Source organism: Mesorhizobium sp. M0437 (assembly GCF_040321335.1).
In the GTDB taxonomy this organism is placed as follows: domain Bacteria; phylum Pseudomonadota; class Alphaproteobacteria; order Rhizobiales; family Rhizobiaceae; genus Mesorhizobium.
Map to the genome: position 1 here is coordinate 93,970 of NZ_JAMYRK010000018.1, position 16,075 is coordinate 110,044.

Here is a 16,075-nt window from a genome sequence, read left to right on the forward strand (position 1 = left end):
TGGCGGATCACCTTGCCTCGGCATTTGCCTGTTGCTCCTGTCGCATTTCCGTCGTTTCGGGGGATTTCGCCAGCAAAAGCACCGCGAACTTGGCCGCGCCCAGCAAGTTCATGCCGATGATCGGCCAGTGCGACAGCTGGAGTTCACGGTCGAACAGCGGGCCTTTCCCCAATTCGCGCAAGGCCGCCCTCATCGACCAGTAGAAATGCCGAAGCAGCCACGGCGCGTTGCGGATATGCTTCAGGCAAAGCCCGCCATTGCCCATGCTGTAGTCGCGATGCAGCTTTTCGATGGCCTTGCGGTCGCGCCGGCCGTGATGGTGATAGATGGTCATGTCGGGCACGTATTCGACCGGAATCCCAAGCAGCACCGCCCGCACCAGATAGTCCGTATCCTCCGCCGATCGCAGCGGGCCGCCGGCGCCGAACCGTTCGTCGAACCGCCCGATACGGGCGGCGACATCGCGATGCATCGTCATGTTGCAGCCAAGCACGAAGCCGCCGGGATGGACATCCGGCGTAAGCCGCGCGCGCACCGGCGACCGCTTGATGGTGAACGGCAGGTCGCGGGGGTCGCCGATCTCGACGCGGCCGCCGCGGATGACCCGTTCGCCGGCCGCATAGTGCCGCTGCAGATCGCGCAAATAATCCTTGTGGACAGCGCAATCATCGTCGACGAAGACCAGCACGCGGCCCCGCGCCCGCTCCAGCCCGGCGTTGCGCGCGGCCGCTAATCCGGGTCGCGGCTCGCAAATGGCGGTGAACGGGATGTCCGACAGTTCGGCGATGCTGGCCAGCCGTTTGGCCGTGCTGTCGGTCGAGCCGTTGTCGACAACCACCAGCTCGGCGGCAAAGTCGGCATGGGCACGACACGCGGCCTGGATCGAGCTGATGCAGGGCTCGAGTACGGCGACACGGTCGCGTGTGCAGACAATGAAGCTGACCGCCGGCGCCGGTCCTTGCTGCGGCCGCGGCGACATGGCCGCCGGCACCGTCGAGCGGCCGCGCTGCTGGAGCTGGTGCGATTTGACGAACATGCGTTGCTAGCTCAACTGGTTCGAAGGCAAAACCGCCGCGGCCGGCACGGACTGCAGATACCGCGACAGGGCATCCACCTGCCTGGTGACCGACATCGAGGCGAGACTGAAGCGCGGCGCGAAGGCACCGGTCCGAAACACGTACTGCTCGCGCCGCCGGATGAGGTTCCATTTCGCCGTCCGCGTCAGGAATTCGTGCATCAGCAGCGGCTGCCTTTCCCCCGATATCAGCTGGTAGTGGAAATAGAACAGGTTCAGCGTGCCGGCCTGGTAACTCGGCCTCGTCTCGGCTGGCAGTGCCGAAATCCTTTCTTCCAGCGCAAGGATCCATTCGGCGGCACGGCGAACCGTGTCCATCGACAGGACCTCACCGATGTCGCGCAGGCCTTGCGTCTCTTGTGCGAGCCCTTCGCGCTCGAGGTTCTCGGCGACGATCTTCAAATGGGTCCTGCGCATTTCGCGCTTGTGCCTGTTGGTCACGCTGTCGTCATGGATACGATAGGCGATCAGGCTTTCGGGGATCATGGCCGCCGGGTAGCGGTCGGTCAGCCGCCTGAACAGGTCGAAATCCTCGGCATGCTTGTAGCTTTCGTCATAAAATAGAACGCTCTCTTCGATGACCTTCCTGTTGTAGACGACCGTGGAATGCATGAAGATCGTGAAGAACATCGACAGTATTCGCAGGATATTGTCCTGGAATATCGGATCGGGCGAACCCCGGACGATGCGGTTGCCGAGCAAGGTATCGAAACCCGCGCCGCATAGAGCCAGGTCAGGCTGCTGGTTGAACAGCGCGACCTGCCGCGACAGGCGCTGGGGATAGGCGATGTCGTCGGCGTCCATCCTGGCGACCAGATCGCCGCGCGCCACGGCCAGGCCTTCGTTCAAAGTTGCGATCAGGCCACGGTTTTCGCGTGAGATGATCGAGATGCGATTGTCGGCCTGGCGGTATTTCTGCAGGATCTGCAGCGAGTTGTCGGTCGAGCCGTCATCGATGGCGATGACCTCCAGACGCTCGTAATCCTGGCGCAGGACGCTGCCCAGCGCAGCGGCGAGATAAGGTCCCGCATTGTAGATCGGCAGCAGAACGGAAACCAAGGGAGCAGCAGCCATGATCAGCTCCGATCGGTTCGGTGCAGCTTGCGCGGCAAGGGTGACGTGCCACCATCAAGCGGCCTGCCCGGATATGCTCCGGCCGCGAGCCATCCGGCATTGCCCACGTCCATGCCTGCCGAGATGGCGCCTCGGCCTTTTCCAGCAACATAGGGGAAGTGGCGCTTGAGGCTGTTGAGCGGCTTTTCGAAAAGCAGCCACGAAACCGAAGCCAGCATGAGCGTCGCAGTTCCCGCGACCAGGAACCGCCCCGGCCCTTGCTCCGAGACGTTGAGCGGGATCCAGGGCTGCGACTTGACAACCAGAGCCAGCACTATGGGATGGTAGAGATAGACGCCGTAGCTTATGCGGCCAAGGCCAAGCAGCGGCGGCAGTTCGAGAAGTTTTCCGACGCGACCGCCAATGCCCGTTGAACAGCTTGCAACGATGACCACCAGAGGCGCGACAGGCAGGATCTGCAACAGCAGCCAGAGACCCCATTCCTGCACCGGATTTGCCGGCGCCGGCGCAAACCACTGCAGAACGAAAAACGCCGCGGCGAGCCCCGGCCAGCCAGCTCGAAGCCATTGCGGCAAGCCGGCTGTTCTTGACCGGTAGGCGGCGAGCAGCGCGCCTGACGCCAATGCATCCATCGACGCCGGCGGCAGCAGGTCGCGCGCCAAACCGGGCGTTCCCGCGATCGGCCAATAAAACCGGTAGGCCAGCGACAGCATGATCACGCCGATGCAGATCGCTTCGAGGCGCTGGCGCGGTGCCAGCAGGACGATCAGTGGCCAGGCGATATAGAACTGCTCCTCGATGCTCAGGCTCCAGAAATGGCAGAGCAGCCAGGGCGTCCATTCATTCTGCGCCGCGTACCAGAAATTCGACAGATAGAGGGCATGCCAGGCCAGCGATCCTCTGGACTGCTCCAGGTCCACCAGCCAGACGAAACCCAGCACGGCGAAATAGGGCGGGAATATTCGCAGCGCCCGCCTGATATAGAAGGATTTCAGCGCCGGTCCGGTTTCGAATTCGGCGGCCGCTCTGGCTTCCAGCAGCAGTCGCGTGATCAGAAAGCCGCTCAGCACGAAGAACAGGCGCACGCCGATATGGCCCCAGAACGAGGACCCTCCGGCCGCGAAGAAATGGGAGTACAGCACCATCGTCACGGCGATGGCCCTCAGCGCGTCCAATTGGGTGTCGCGCGCATTTCCCATTAGCGGCATACGCCGGAGGGACGGCGAAACTGCCAATCGGTCAATATAGCGGCGTCGTTCACGGCGCATTCCAATCGGAAGCGCCCCCCTTGCGCAGAATAGGACCACCATTGTGCAACGCAACACAAAAAGTTGACACATTTGAAACAGGAACGTGAGGCGCGACTAATAAAAGCCAAAAAACAGCAGGAAACAGCCTGAATTGTCCATTCTTGACGATTTTTTCGCACTGCCTTGGCCCGCCGATATCGGCGAGAGGGTGCTGCGATGCAGCATGTTCGCCGCCATCACGGGCGCAAGATCTGGGTCTGGACACAGATGCCCCGCCACAGGACCGGCCGGCAACCGACGCTCGGCGACCTTTTTGCTGCGCTGGCGCGGCTGCTGTTAGCGCGACAACAGTGGGAGCAAGCGCAAGCTTCCCGCCTTCGAGTTACGCCTCCTTGCTGGCATTCGCGAGCGCCACTGCGCGACGCTCCGGGAGCCCCAATCCGACGAGCGCGCCGGCGAGCGAGAGCAGAGCGGAGACGTCGATTGCCGAGGTGAAGCCATCGCTGAACGCGTCGGTGGACGAGAAGCTTCCAGTGCCGGCGAACACCGCACCGGCGATCGCGATCCCGGATACGCCGCCGAGAAAGCGGAATGTGTTGAACGTGCCGGCAGCCTTGCCGACCTCCGGCCGGGCGACCGCATTGAGAACCGCGTTCTGCGCGGCAGGCATGGCCATCGACACGCCGGCACCGGTAATGATCAGCGGGGCGACTAGCTGAACGTAGGGCAGATCAGGTGCGGCGATCTGCGCCAGCCAGGCCATGCCAGCCGCTTGCAGGATCAGTCCGGCCACCACAAGCCAGCGCTCGCCGACTCGGTTGATCAGGCTGCCGGCGATCGGTGCGACCACGAAAAGCGTGGCGGTCCAAGGCAGCAATCCCATGCCGGCGCCGAACGGCCCACGGCTCTGGGCAAACTGCAGAAACTGCGGCAACAGGAATACGAGGCCGTACATGGCGGCGCAAAGCAGGAAGTTCGCCCCTACGCCCGAGGAGAATGCGCGCGCCTGAAAGAACCGCAAAGGCAGCATGGGCTCACGGGCACGCAGCTGCCAAAGGACGAACGCGATGGCGAGAAGCAGCCCGGCCGTCAGCGCCGTCAGCACTTCAGAGCTGCTCCAGCCCACGATGTTGCCGCGCATCAGGCCCCAGACCACTCCGAATGCCGCCGCAGTTACCAGCACGACGCCGAGGACATCGATAACCGTGCCCGGCCCGTGACTCTCCGGAATCCGACGCAGCACCAGCGGGATGAGAGCGATGCCGACCGGGACATTGAGCCAGAAGATCCAGTGCCAGGAGAGGCCTTCGGAAATCGCACCGCCCGCTATCGGGCCGATGATCAGGGCCAGGCCGGTGATGCTGCTGAAGATACCCAGCGCCTTGCCTCGTTCCTCCGGAGGAAAAGCGACGCTCAGCAGCGCCATGGCCAGCGGCATGACCATCGCGGCACCTGCGCCCTGGACCGCACGGGCCGCAATCAGCAATCCGGCATTGCCAGCGAGCGCGCACGCAACCGACGCTGCGACGAACAACGCCAATCCGGCAACGAGCGTACGGCGGCGGCCGAACCGGTCACCGAGCGCAGCCCCGGTCATGAGCAGGACGGCAAAACTCAAATTATAGGCGTTCATCGTCCATTGCAGCGTCTCCAGCGAGGCGTCGAGCTCGACGCGCATCGTGCTCAATGCCGTCGCCACGACCATCGCATCGAGAACGACCATCAAGGAGCCTATCGACGTGAGGGCGAGAACCCAGACCTTCGTTGATCCCGCACTTTGCTTGCTCATGATTATGGCGCCTCCGGCTTGAACAAAGGGCCCGCCAGGTTGACGGGCCCGTGATCCAGAGACGCGTAGGAACCATCAAAGGATTCCAGCCAAACAAAGTTTTTTCGACCGAATCCTTTTGCCATCGTCGAGCGTCTATAAGACGCTGCGCCTGATGACCCGCGCCTTGCCTGGGAGATACGCATGAAATTGATCCTTGTGCGATGACCGGATCCGCAACCGGCACGCTAGAAGGACGGGAGCCATTTGACCGGCTGCTCGGCGAATTGCGGCCGAAACTGCACCGCTATTGTGCCCGCATGACCGGTTCGGTGATCGATGCCGAGGATGTCGTCCAGGAAGCTACGGTCAAGGCGCTCGAGGCGTTCCCCGGGACCGGGCCGATAGCCAATGTCGAGGGCTGGCTGTTTCGCATCGCGCACAATGCCGCGCTCGACCACCTACGCCGTCGTGCCAGGTTGGATGCCGCGCATGTCGTTGAGGATATCGATATGATCCCTGACCCCGGTATGTCGGCCGAGGGTCGACACACTGCAGCCGCAAGCCTGCAGACCTTCATGCGCCTGCCCGCGGCGCAGCGTAGCAGCGTCATCCTCATGGATGTGCTCGGCTATACGATCGAAGAGATCGGCAACATTATCGACAGCAGCGTTCCGGCGGTGAAAGCCGCACTGCATCGCGGCCGTCTGCACCTGCGCCAGGTCGCCGGCGAGCCTGACGATCGGCCTGTGCCGGTGTTGGCCGAGCCCGAGCAGGCGCGTCTGGCAGCCTATGTAGAGCGGTTCAACGCCCGCGACTTCGATGCGATCCGCGACATGCTGGCCGAGGACGTCCGGCTTGACCTCGTCAACCGGCTCCGGGCGAGTGGCCGCACGAAAGTGGGCCGGTACTTCCACAATTACGCGGGTATCCACGATTGGCGGCTGCTTCCAGGCCTGGTGGATCGGCAGCCAGCCATTCTGGTGATCGATCCGGACGACTCGGCCGGAGGGCTAAAATACTTTATCCTGCTGGAATGGGCCGGCGACAGATTGGCGAGAATTCGCGATTTCCGCTATGCGCGCTACACGCTTGACGGCGCCGAGGTGGTGCCTCTGCTTGCATAGCAATTCGCGTTTCATAATGCCGAACAAACACTGCCAGCTATTTTTGGATCGCGGCCGCTTGCCCTCCAAGCGGCCGCCCTTTTCCACCGATCCTGCTTTAAGCCGGTTGCAACTCCCTGCGCGGCAGCGGCGGGAAGGCGATCGCAATCGCCATCGCGCCAAGCCCGACAAGGGCCGAGCCGATGAACAGCCAGGAATAGCTGGCATAGGCATCGAACACCATGCCGCCGGCGAGCGGGCCGAAAGCCATGCCGAGGCTGGACAGCATGGTTACTGCACCGAACACCGTACCGAGGATGCGCTGGCCGAAATATTCGCGCGCCAGCACCGCATAGAGCGGCATGACGCCGCCATAGGTGGCGCCGAAGATGACGGCGAGCGTGTAGAATTGACCAAGCTCGCTGACCGCCAGATAGGCTGCGATGACCACGGCCTGTATGGCCAGCCCGGTGATCAGCACCGGCTTGACGCCCAACCGATCGGCAAGCACGCCGTAAAGCAGCCGGCCACCCAGCCCTGCCAGGCCCTCGATGCTGTAGATGCTGACCGCCGCCATCGGCGCTATGCCGCACAGCATGGCATAGCTCACCATGTGGAAGATCGGCCCGGAATGCGCCGCGCAGCAGGCAAAGAAGGTCAGTCCCAACACGATGAATTGCGGCGAGCGCAGCGCCTGCGGAACCGTCATGCCGGCACCCTCGGCGGCAACGCTTGGGGCAGCGCCGTCGGCAGCGGGCTTGGGCGGCTGGCGCACCAGAAGCGCGGCCGGCAGTAGCAGCACCCACGCGGTTATGCCGATGTCGAACATTGCGGTGCGCCAGTCGTAGGCCGAAATCAGCCAGCGGGCGAAGGGCGAGATGGTCATTGGCGCCACGCCCATGCCGGCCGAGACCAGCGAGACGGCGAGGCTGCGGTTCGTGTCGAACCAGGCGGAGGTCAGCGCAATCATCGGCGCGAAGAAGGCGCTTGCCGCGAGGCCGACGAGCACGCCGTAGGCCAACTGGAAAACGAGCAGCGAACCGGTGCGGCTGGCCAGGACCAGCGCCAGGCCGAGCAGCACGGCGCCGGTCATGACGACGATGCGGGCGCCAAAGCGGTCGTAAATGGCGCCCCAGGCGAAGCCGCCGAGGCCCATTACCAGGAAGTTCAGCGTCATCGCACTCGATATGCCGGCGCGCGACCATTGTGTGTCGAGCGCCATCGGTTCGAGAAAGATCGCCAGCGAGAACATCGCCCCGAGGGCGACACAGGTCATCAGCGCGCCAGCCGTGACGACAACCCAACGATAGGGAAGGCTCATTTCACTTTTCTCCCATGCCGGAAGCGTTGATACGGCACGACCTTTTCGAGCTCCGCCGAGCCGCTTGCGTCCGAAGGACGTTGGACATGTCTTGAATCCGACAATCCGGTTGCATTTTTATCCAGTCGGCGCGACGGCGCCATTCCACGGCTTTCTGGATTGACCGCGCACCATTCGAAGCTAGATTTCCAACCGGCGATCAGGAGCTGTCAAGCATGGCAAATCAGGAACTTCATCGCGGCCGTCTCATCGACCACCTCCAGCTGGTGGTCAGGGATCTTGCGGCCAGCCGTCGTTTCTACGAGGCGGTTCTCAACGTGCTCGGCATACCGATCGGTGGCGCCGGCAATAATTATTTCTGGGCCGACGAGCTGTTCATTTCCAGCCCCGACAGCCCGGCGGCCCTGGGAAAGCTGACCGGCCGCCACCACCTGGCCTTCCAGGCAAATGACCGCGCCATGGTCGACGCATTCTACAGGGCCGGCCTCGACGGCGGCGGCACCGACAATGGCGCGCCCGGCGAACGATCCTACCATCCCGGCTATTACGCCGCCTTCCTGCTCGACCCCGACGGCAACAACATCGAGGCCGTCCACCACGGCGCGGCCAACCGCAGCGCCGATTCAGTGAAGATCACGTTCTAGCTTCGGGTAAGGGTGGTTCGCGCCGGCCGGCACGGTTGGTCTCTGCCAAAAGCTGGGTGCTTGCGTCAGACCGCGTCTGCCCTATCGCGTCAGTGCCGCCATTTGGCCCACCAGGAAGTCGACGAACAGCCGCGCCCGGACCGGCAGCTGCCGCCCGTAGGCATGGACGATGTGCACCGGCATGGTTGGCATCGCCACGTCGGGCAGGATGCGGACCAGGCGACCCGTGTCGAGATCGTTCTGCACGGCAAACCGCATCAGATGCGCGATGCCGGTGCCGGCAAGTGCGGCATTGCGGATGGCGCCGCCGTCATCGGTATCGAGCCGCCCATCCGGCACGATCATCGTACCGTCGGCAAATGTGACCGGATAAGGCCGGCCAGCCATCTGGTGGCGGACGAATTCATGGTCCCGTAAATCCTCGACCGATGCCGGACGGCCGCGCCGCTCGACATAGGCCGGTGAGGCCACCAGCATGATCGGCAGATTGGCGATCTTGCGCGCGACGAGCCCGGTGTCTGAGAGCGGCCCCATGCGCACCGCAACGTCATAGCCTTCGCGGATCAGATCGGCGTGACGGTCGGTGACGCTGAGCTCCAGTTTGACTGCGCCGTGCTGCGCAAGGAACGCTTGCGCCCATGCCGCGATCAGGCCACGCCCAAGCTCGACCGGCGCTGTAACGCGCAGCAGGCCGCGCGCCGTATCGGCCATCTGAACGATGTCTTCGGCATCGTCCAGCGCCCTGAGCAGCGGCGCCACGCGCTCGTAATAGGCGATGCCTTCGCTGGTCAGCCCGAGCCGGCGCGTCGAGCGCTGGATCAGCCTGACGCCGAGCCGACGCTCGAGCCGCGCCACGCTTTTCGACACTGCCGACGGGCTGGAGCCGACCAGCCGGCTGGCGGCATCGAACGAGCCGGCATCGACCGTGCGGACGAAGGCGACGAGACCGGCGGTCTTTTCGAGGATGGTGGTCATTCCGGAATTCCAGGCACGAAAGATCGGATTGCGGGCACCATAATACGCGTTTCGATCATGATTAAATACGCTCATCGTCAACAAAGGAGAGATTTGATGAGCAAGCTGAACGGCAAGGTCGCCATCGTCACCGGCGCCTCCAAGGGTATCGGCGCCGCCATCGCCAAGAGTCTTGCCACGGCCGGCGCCGCAGTGGTCGTCAACTACGCCTCGTCACGGGAAGGCGCTGACCGCGTTGTCGCCGAGATCGACGACCGTGGCGGCCGCGCCGTCGCCGTCCAGGGCGACGTGTCGCAAGCGGCTGATGTGCGCCGCCTGTTCGAGGCGGCGAAATTGGAGTTTGGCGGGCTCGACATACTGGTCAACAATGCCGGAGTCTTCGCATTCGAGCCGCTGGAAGCGGTTACCGAGGCCGAGTTTCACCGCGAGTTCGACATCAATGTGTTGGGCATCATTCTGACCACGCAAGCAGCAGTGAAGCATTTTGGCGCGGGCGGCGGCAGCATCATCAACATAAGCTCGGTCGCCAGCCGCAATCCGCAGCCGAACTCGCTCGTCTACGCCGCGACCAAAGGTGCGGTGGACACGATCACGCTGTCGATGTCGCGGGAGCTCGGCGCACGCAACATCCGCGTCAACGCCATCGCGCCCGGCGGCATCGATACCGAGGGCCTCGCGCGCATCGGCATCGTCGGCAGCGAATTCGAGAACCAGATTATAGCCATGACGCCGCTCGGTCGCTTCGGCCTGCCCGACGACGTCGCCCGCGTCGCGGTGTTCCTCGCCTCCGACGAAGCGTCCTGGCTGACCGGCGAGCGCATCACCGCCTCCGGTGGCTGGCGATAGGCATGGAGGGCGCGAACCTGCCGGCTCGCTGACCGTGCTACCCGCGGCGCGACGCACTGCAATCGATGACGAGAGCGATCTAAGCCCTATGTAGCAGCGAGGAAGGAGCGCCGTGCGCCATCGATGACGGCGAGATGCCAGGGAGGTAACGGATGACGGGCGACGAAAAAGCAATCCGAAAGCTGGTCGAGACGTGGATGGATGCGAGCAAGCGTGGAGACATCGCGACCGTCCTCAGCTTAATGACGGACGACGCGATCTTCATGGTTCCCGGCCGGGAACCCTTCGACAAGGAGATCTTCGCGGCAGCCGCGCGGGAGACGGCCGGCGTTCATATCGACGGCACGAGCGATATCGTGGAACTACAGCTTCTCGGCACTTGGGCCTTCATCCGCAGCCGCATCAATATGACCGCGACCCCGCCGAATGGCGAGCCGGTCCATCGATCGGGATATGCGCTGACGCTCCTGCGCAAGGAGGCGGATGGTGAGTGGCGGCTCGCACGCGACGCAAACCTGCTGACCCAGCAAGGCTAGAGCCGGTCTCCGGCATCGCTGCACCTGAAGGCGCGCCAGGGGGGAGCGATTAGATGGCGAAGATGCGATGCAGGTCGCCCTGAACAGCGTTCCCCTCCTCTACCCGATCACACCGGCAAAAGGGCGTTCGGCTTGACATCGGCGATGGAGGCGAACGTGTGCGTTTCGCGCACGCCGGGCAGCGGCAGGATGATCCGCTGCAGGAAATCCTGGAACACCGCCATATCGGCGATCCGCGCCTTGACCAGATAATCGAAACCGCCAACCACCATATGGCACTCCAGAACCTCCGGAGCTTTCGCCACGGCTTCGGCGAAGCGGTCAAAGACATGAGGCGCCGTGTGGTCAAGCCGGACCTCGATGAACACCAGCGTTCCCCGGCCGACCTTGCGCGGATCGAGCATGGCCCTGACCGCGGTGATGAACCCGTCGCGGAACAGGCGCTTAACCCGCTGGCTGGTTCCGGTCGGAGACAGCCCGACACGCCCGGCAAGATCAAGCGTCGTCCGGCGTCCGTCTTCCTGCAGCAACCGGAGCAGGCTGCGGTCTATCTGGTCGAGGTCGCTCATTTCACAATCCACGCTATCTAAGGGATTTGCGTGTTGATTTCACGCAGAGACACCGAAATCAACGTATTTCACAACATAAAACCTCGCAATAGCCTGCGCTTCCCTCACCGCTGAAAGCAAACGTGGTGAGCCGATTTCGAACACAGGAGTGCAGGATGACCAAGGAAGCGTTCAGCCCAGCCGGCAGGAGTGCGGCGGAAATCAGCAAGGGAGCGACCGAGATCCTGGTGCTGAGCGAAGCCGACGTGATGGCATGCATCGACCTCAGCCAGCTTCTCGATGTTCTGGAAGACGGCTTCAAGGTGCTGTCACAAGGCAAGGTCGTCAATCCACCCCGACCACAGCTCGACATCCCCGAGGCCGGCTACAGCCTCGCCATGCCGGCCTGGATGGAGGGCATGAACCTGACCGTCAAGATCGTCAACGTCTTCGAAGGCAACCTGGCCAAGAACCTGCCCAGCCACCTTGCCACCATCAGCCTGTTCGATCCGCTGTCGGGCCTGCCGGTCTGCATCATGGACGGCACCTTCATAACCGCGGTGCGAACCTCCGGCTCCGCCGTGCTGTCGGTGCGCGCGCTTGCGCGCCGGGATGCCAGGATAGCGACCGTGGTCGGCGCCGGCGTGCAGGCCAACCAGCACCTGCATCTGTTGCCGCTGGTGCGCGACTTTGCCGAAATCCGTGTCGCTTCGAAGAGCTTCGACGATGCGGCAGCGCTTGCCCGGCTGCATCCGTCGGTGGTGGCGGTCGCCGATCTCGAGACGGCAGTGCGCAGTTCCGACGTGGTGTGCCTGGCGACCCACTCCTACCAGCCGGTGATCGACGCAGGCTGGGTCCAGCCGGGCACGCATGTCTCCTCGGTCGGGGTGGCGCCGCCCGGCGGTGAAATGCCGATCGAGCTCATCGGCAGATCCAGTCTTTTTGTCGAAACCAAGGATGCATTCAGACCGACCCCGGTCGGATCTTGCGAGCTTGCCGGCTTCGACCCGGATTTCGGCACCGAGCTTGGCGCCATGCTGCTCGACCGCGCGCCGGGCCGCGTTTCGGATCAACAGATCACCACCTACAAGGCGATGGGCATTGCGATGGAAGACATGGTCGCTGCCGACCTCGTCTATCGTTGCGCCCGGCGTCTGCGCAAGGGAAAGCTCGTCGTGCTGTAGGCGCGCGCCGCACGCCGGGCGGGATCGACGGTGCTGACAATGGCGCTTTCGCGCAAGCGGCCGGGCTAGGCCGGCCCCTCAGGCCGGCTCGCGCTTCAGCGCCTGCGCCATGCAGTGGATGCCGCCGCCGGTCTTCGAGATCTCGCTCATGTCGATGGCCGCCACCTCGAAGCCGCGCGCCTTGAGCTGGCCGATCAGTGTCTGGCTCGAGGTCGGGGCGATTACCCTGTCCTTGCCCAGCGACATGAAGTTGCAGCCGAGCGCCATAGTATCCTGGAACGGCACGTCGATGATCTCGTGGCCCTTGCCCTTCAGCCAGTCGACGATGCCGGGCTCTGTACAGGCAAGGCAGACGGCGGTCAGCTTTTCGGCGATCGGCACCACCATCAGGTCGATATGGACGTAATACTCGTCGATGAAGGCGATGCGGGTCTCCCAGCCCTCCTTGTCGAACCAGGCCTGGACCTGGCGCGCGCCCTCCTCCTGCGTGCGGGCGCCACCGCAGCCGATCAGCACGACGCCGTCCTCGATGACGTTGAAGTCGCCGCCCTCGAACGTGCCCGCGGTGACCATGTCGTAGATCGGGATGCCGAGCTTCTTATAGGTGCGGATCGCCGCGTAGTTCTCGCCGCGCCGCCACCATTGCGACATGGCGGTGATGATGGCGCCGTACGGCGTCATGACGCTGGAATCGCGCGAGTAGACCTGCATCGGCAACTCCGGCGTCGGCTCGTGCCAGTGGATGTTGACACCGAAATGCTCATAGGCGGCGACCAAGTCCTTGTGCTGCGCCTGCGCGATCTGGACGTTGCATGGCGCTTCGCGCAGATGCTTGCGCGACAGCGAGCTGGTCGAGAGATGGCGCAGGAAATTCGGCGAGCCGAGCAGCACGTCGGTCAGCACGTCGGTCTCGTTGGCGAAGCCCCAGGCGGTCAGCGGCTTGGTTCCGCCGGCCGGGTTGCGGTGCTGCAGCGAAAACGCCTCGGCGACGATGCGGTCATGGACGGTCATGGGGTTTCTCCTCGTGAAGGGCGGCTTGGTTGATCATGCGGCTTGGTTGCCTGGTATCCACCAATCCCGTCCGCGCGGGGTGGTGATGTATTCCGGCCAGCGAAATCCGATGGGCGGATCGTAGTCGCAGAGCGGCGCGATCCAGTTCGAGCCGCCGATGCCGCCGCCGGTGCGGGCGACGAATTCATCCATCGCCGCGTTGCGCGCGGCATCGTCTTCCAACAGGCGAAGTGCTGCCAGCGCGACCGTCTTTGCGGCGCAGATGACCATCGGGTCGATGGTGGCAGAAATGCCGCCCAGCGCATTCATAGCCCAGGACGGAAACGCGTGGCCGTTCTCGGATCGCAGCGCCGGCCGGGCGACGTAGAATCGTGCCGTCGGTGTATGCCACGACATGTCGGTGTAATCGTCAGAGGTCGAATTGAGCTGCCAAGGCGGCAGGTCGCGGCGCAGGAGCGCCTCGGCCGCCTGTGGTGCAATCAGCCGCTCCAGTTCGTCGATGAATGGTTCCTCGGTCGCCTCGCCCCCGGCATTGAGCTGGACTTCGCGGGCGATCGCCTTGGCCGTCTCGTCCCAGCACGGCGGCCCGACCGCCGCCAGCGCGTCGAAGGCAATACCGGCCATGACGTGATTGGCCAGCCCCGGCCGCGACTTCGACACCCAGTGCCGCTCATGGCGGCAGCCGCTCATCCTGGCTGCGGCTTCCGCATTGCGGTCGAGCACGGCGGTGACCTGCTCGGCCATCGCCAGCGTCGGCACGCGGATCATGTACTGGATCTCGGCCAGCCCGGCCGGCAGATTGTCGGCGGTCGCCTGGCCCGCCGTCAGGATCGCCTCGCTGATCGACCAGCCGCCCTGATGCGGCAGCATGGAATCGCGCAGCGCCTTGGACGCCATATACATCATCATCAGCGCGTCGTTGGCGCCGGGCGCCCTGACTGCCGAATGCGCCTGCGGGATGGGTGCTGCGCCGCCTGCCGCCCTCGCCCAATGTTCCGGCTCGTCGCACACAAAGCGGTAGATCATCGCATAGGCCGCACCGCAATGCGTATCCCAGCGCGCGGTATTGCAGAGCGGCAGCATATAAAAAGGATGGAAGGAGACCATGCCCGCTAGCCCATCGTAATAGCCCTTCGCGGCATGGATCGGCTTCGACCCGCGCACCTTCTCCGCCGGCTCGCCGGTGAAGCGCAGCGTGCCTGATATGCCGTGGCGCTGCATCGCCGCCTTGGTCGCCAGCAGCCCGCCGAGGCTGGCAATGCCGAGGCCGGAATGCGGATCGGTGTGGCCGCCAGCCTGTTCGCCGAGGCCCGGGCGCGGTCGCTTCACCGTCGCAGCATCCTGGCAATTGCCGGGCACTGCATCATACTCGGCATACAGGCCGATGGTCGGCCCCGCGCCGTTGGTCCAGTGGGCGCAGAAGGCGGTCGGCATGCCGCCAGAACCTTCCTCGACGGAAAAGCCTTCGTGCTTCAGATGCTCGACATACCAGGCGGCCGACTGGTATTCGCGCCAGGCGGTCTCGCCGAAGTCGAAGATTGTCCGCGTCCACGCCGACAGCGACGGCTGGATGTCGTCCAGACAGGCAAGTGCGGTCGCTTGCGCGGAGGTCACCGGTTTCTCCATGGTGGAAAGAAAGCAGTGAAGCGCCCCGCCAAAAAGTGATATGTTTTCCCGGCTCATGCAAATTCGGTTCACCTCTTGAGAATTCCCTCGACGCAGGCGCTGCGCGCCCTCGACAGTTTTGCCCGCCACGGCAGCGTCTGGCGCGCCGCCGACGAACTGCATCTGACCCGCAGCGCAGTCAGCCATCAGCTTCGCCTGCTCGAACGCGATCTCGGCTTCGACCTGCTCGAGCGCATTGGCAAGGGCGTGGCGCTGACGCCGCGCGGCCAGCGCTATGCCAGCGACGTGCGCAAGGCGCTGACGGTGCTGGGCGACGCGGTGACACGCCATGCCGGCACCGGCATCGGCGGCTCGTTCAGCGTCAGTTGTACGCCGGGTTTCGCCTCGCTGTTCCTGTGCACCCATATCGGCGAGTTCCGGCAGATGTACCCCGATGTCGCGCTGCGCATCCTGACGCCGCGCCGTCTCGACGACGTGAGCAATGCCGAGGCCGATGCCTTCATCACCTTCGGCGTCGGCAATTGGCCGAACCGCGCGGTCGAGCTGTTGTGCGGGATCTCCTTTACGCCGCTGTGCAGCCCGACGCTGCTCAACAAGATCGGCGGCTTCTCCAAGCCGGCCGACGTGCTGCGCGCCAATCTCCTGCATCTCGGCGATACCGAGGACTGGGCGCGCTGGCTGGCGCTGTCCAAGGTCGAGAACCCCGACCCGGAAGGCGGCATCTTCTTTTCCGACATGAACCTGGTCTTTTCGGCGGCGATCGCCGGCCAGGGCATCGCCATGGGCGACGAGCTGACCAGCGGCCGGGCACTGAGCGAAGGCCGGCTGGTCCGCCCCTTCGACATAGCGATCAATTCACCGCGCTCGTATTTTCTGGTTTCCGAGCACGCCAAGGCGGCGCATCCGGTGCTGGAGGCGTTTGGGCGGTGGCTGCGGTCGAAGCTGTCGGAGAACCAGCGTTAATCTCCCCCCTCGAGGCAGGGGAATCGCATATGGCGATTTTGGGGTTGAGTTTGGGCTGAGAAAGGATTCTTTGGAGAGGCAGTTGAGCGAAGGAGCGACTGCCATTTCCTGCCTTGAGAGCTACTTTGGCGCGGTGCCTGATCCACGC

The 16,075-nt window shown here is 64.1% G+C and carries 15 protein-coding genes; 6 read left to right on the plus strand and 9 right to left on the minus strand.

The genetic code is table 11. From position 1 onward, the window contains the following. Window positions 1-7: 7 nt before the first annotated feature. The 4 genes from NKI72_RS14255 to NKI72_RS14270 all read right to left on the minus strand — a co-directional run bounded on the left by NKI72_RS14255 (window position 8) and on the right by NKI72_RS14270 (window position 5,188). Window positions 8-1,036 carry a glycosyltransferase family 2 protein gene (locus NKI72_RS14255; RefSeq protein ID WP_502896437.1) on the minus strand — a complete coding sequence of 343 codons (1,029 nt, stop codon included), beginning with the start codon at window positions 1,034-1,036 and terminating at the stop codon, window positions 8-10. Window positions 1,037-1,042: 6 nt separating this feature from the next. Continuing rightward, window positions 1,043-2,149: a glycosyltransferase family 2 protein gene (locus tag NKI72_RS14260; protein ID WP_352473738.1), complete on the minus strand. Its 1,107-nt coding sequence runs from the start codon at window positions 2,147-2,149 to the stop codon at window positions 1,043-1,045. 2 nt (window positions 2,150-2,151) lie between these two features. After that, complete coding sequence (locus NKI72_RS14265) at window positions 2,152-3,348, minus strand: acyltransferase family protein (protein WP_352473739.1); 1,197 nt, start codon at window positions 3,346-3,348, stop codon at window positions 2,152-2,154. Between the two features lie 433 nt (window positions 3,349-3,781). Next, on the minus strand, window positions 3,782-5,188 hold the full coding sequence (locus tag NKI72_RS14270; RefSeq protein ID WP_352850236.1) for an MFS transporter: 1,407 nt from the start codon (window positions 5,186-5,188) through the stop codon (window positions 3,782-3,784). Window positions 5,189-5,391: 203 nt separating this feature from the next. On the opposite strand from NKI72_RS14270, the gene NKI72_RS14275 reads away from it, so the two are divergent. Next, complete coding sequence (locus NKI72_RS14275) at window positions 5,392-6,294, plus strand: sigma-70 family RNA polymerase sigma factor (RefSeq protein ID WP_352836615.1); 903 nt, start codon at window positions 5,392-5,394, stop codon at window positions 6,292-6,294. A gap of 97 nt (window positions 6,295-6,391) precedes the next feature. Here NKI72_RS14275 and NKI72_RS14280 read toward each other — a convergent pair whose 3' ends face one another. Next, a complete protein-coding gene (locus NKI72_RS14280) occupies window positions 6,392-7,594 on the minus strand; it encodes an MFS transporter (protein ID WP_352836618.1) in 1,203 nt (400 codons plus the stop codon). A 215-nt stretch (window positions 7,595-7,809) separates the two neighbouring features. On the opposite strand from NKI72_RS14280, the gene NKI72_RS14285 reads away from it, so the two are divergent. Further along, window positions 7,810-8,238, plus strand: coding sequence for a VOC family protein (locus NKI72_RS14285; protein WP_352541214.1), 429 nt, complete (start codon window positions 7,810-7,812; stop codon window positions 8,236-8,238). An 81-nt stretch (window positions 8,239-8,319) separates the two neighbouring features. Here the strand turns inward: NKI72_RS14285 and NKI72_RS14290 are convergent, their stop codons facing one another. Next, window positions 8,320-9,213 carry a LysR family transcriptional regulator gene (locus tag NKI72_RS14290; RefSeq protein ID WP_352836622.1) on the minus strand — a complete coding sequence of 298 codons (894 nt, stop codon included), beginning with the start codon at window positions 9,211-9,213 and terminating at the stop codon, window positions 8,320-8,322. A 96-nt stretch (window positions 9,214-9,309) separates the two neighbouring features. On the opposite strand from NKI72_RS14290, the gene NKI72_RS14295 reads away from it, so the two are divergent. Continuing rightward, the gene (locus NKI72_RS14295) at window positions 9,310-10,059 is read left to right on the plus strand and encodes an SDR family NAD(P)-dependent oxidoreductase (protein ID WP_352836625.1); all 750 of its coding nucleotides are present in this window, start codon (window positions 9,310-9,312) and stop codon (window positions 10,057-10,059) included. A gap of 152 nt (window positions 10,060-10,211) precedes the next feature. Then, window positions 10,212-10,595 carry a YybH family protein gene (locus tag NKI72_RS14300; RefSeq protein ID WP_352501278.1) on the plus strand — a complete coding sequence of 128 codons (384 nt, stop codon included), beginning with the start codon at window positions 10,212-10,214 and terminating at the stop codon, window positions 10,593-10,595. A gap of 107 nt (window positions 10,596-10,702) precedes the next feature. Here NKI72_RS14300 and NKI72_RS14305 read toward each other — a convergent pair whose 3' ends face one another. Beyond that, complete coding sequence (locus NKI72_RS14305) at window positions 10,703-11,164, minus strand: Lrp/AsnC family transcriptional regulator (protein WP_352836628.1); 462 nt, start codon at window positions 11,162-11,164, stop codon at window positions 10,703-10,705. A gap of 155 nt (window positions 11,165-11,319) precedes the next feature. On the opposite strand from NKI72_RS14305, the gene NKI72_RS14310 reads away from it, so the two are divergent. Continuing rightward, window positions 11,320-12,327: an ornithine cyclodeaminase family protein gene (locus tag NKI72_RS14310; protein WP_352836631.1), complete on the plus strand. Its 1,008-nt coding sequence runs from the start codon at window positions 11,320-11,322 to the stop codon at window positions 12,325-12,327. Window positions 12,328-12,405: 78 nt separating this feature from the next. Here NKI72_RS14310 and NKI72_RS14315 read toward each other — a convergent pair whose 3' ends face one another. Together NKI72_RS14315 and NKI72_RS14320 are read right to left on the minus strand one after the other, a co-directional pair. Next, window positions 12,406-13,338 carry a dimethylarginine dimethylaminohydrolase family protein gene (locus NKI72_RS14315; protein WP_352836634.1) on the minus strand — a complete coding sequence of 311 codons (933 nt, stop codon included), beginning with the start codon at window positions 13,336-13,338 and terminating at the stop codon, window positions 12,406-12,408. 33 nt (window positions 13,339-13,371) lie between these two features. Next, window positions 13,372-14,964: a zinc-binding metallopeptidase family protein gene (locus NKI72_RS14320; RefSeq protein WP_352836640.1), complete on the minus strand. Its 1,593-nt coding sequence runs from the start codon at window positions 14,962-14,964 to the stop codon at window positions 13,372-13,374. Window positions 14,965-15,039: 75 nt separating this feature from the next. Between NKI72_RS14320 and NKI72_RS14325 the strand changes: the two genes are divergently transcribed. Continuing rightward, window positions 15,040-15,927 (plus strand): LysR substrate-binding domain-containing protein, encoded by an 888-nt coding sequence (locus NKI72_RS14325; protein ID WP_352836636.1) that lies wholly within the window; start codon window positions 15,040-15,042, stop codon window positions 15,925-15,927. The last annotated feature ends 148 nt before the right edge of the window (window positions 15,928-16,075 follow it).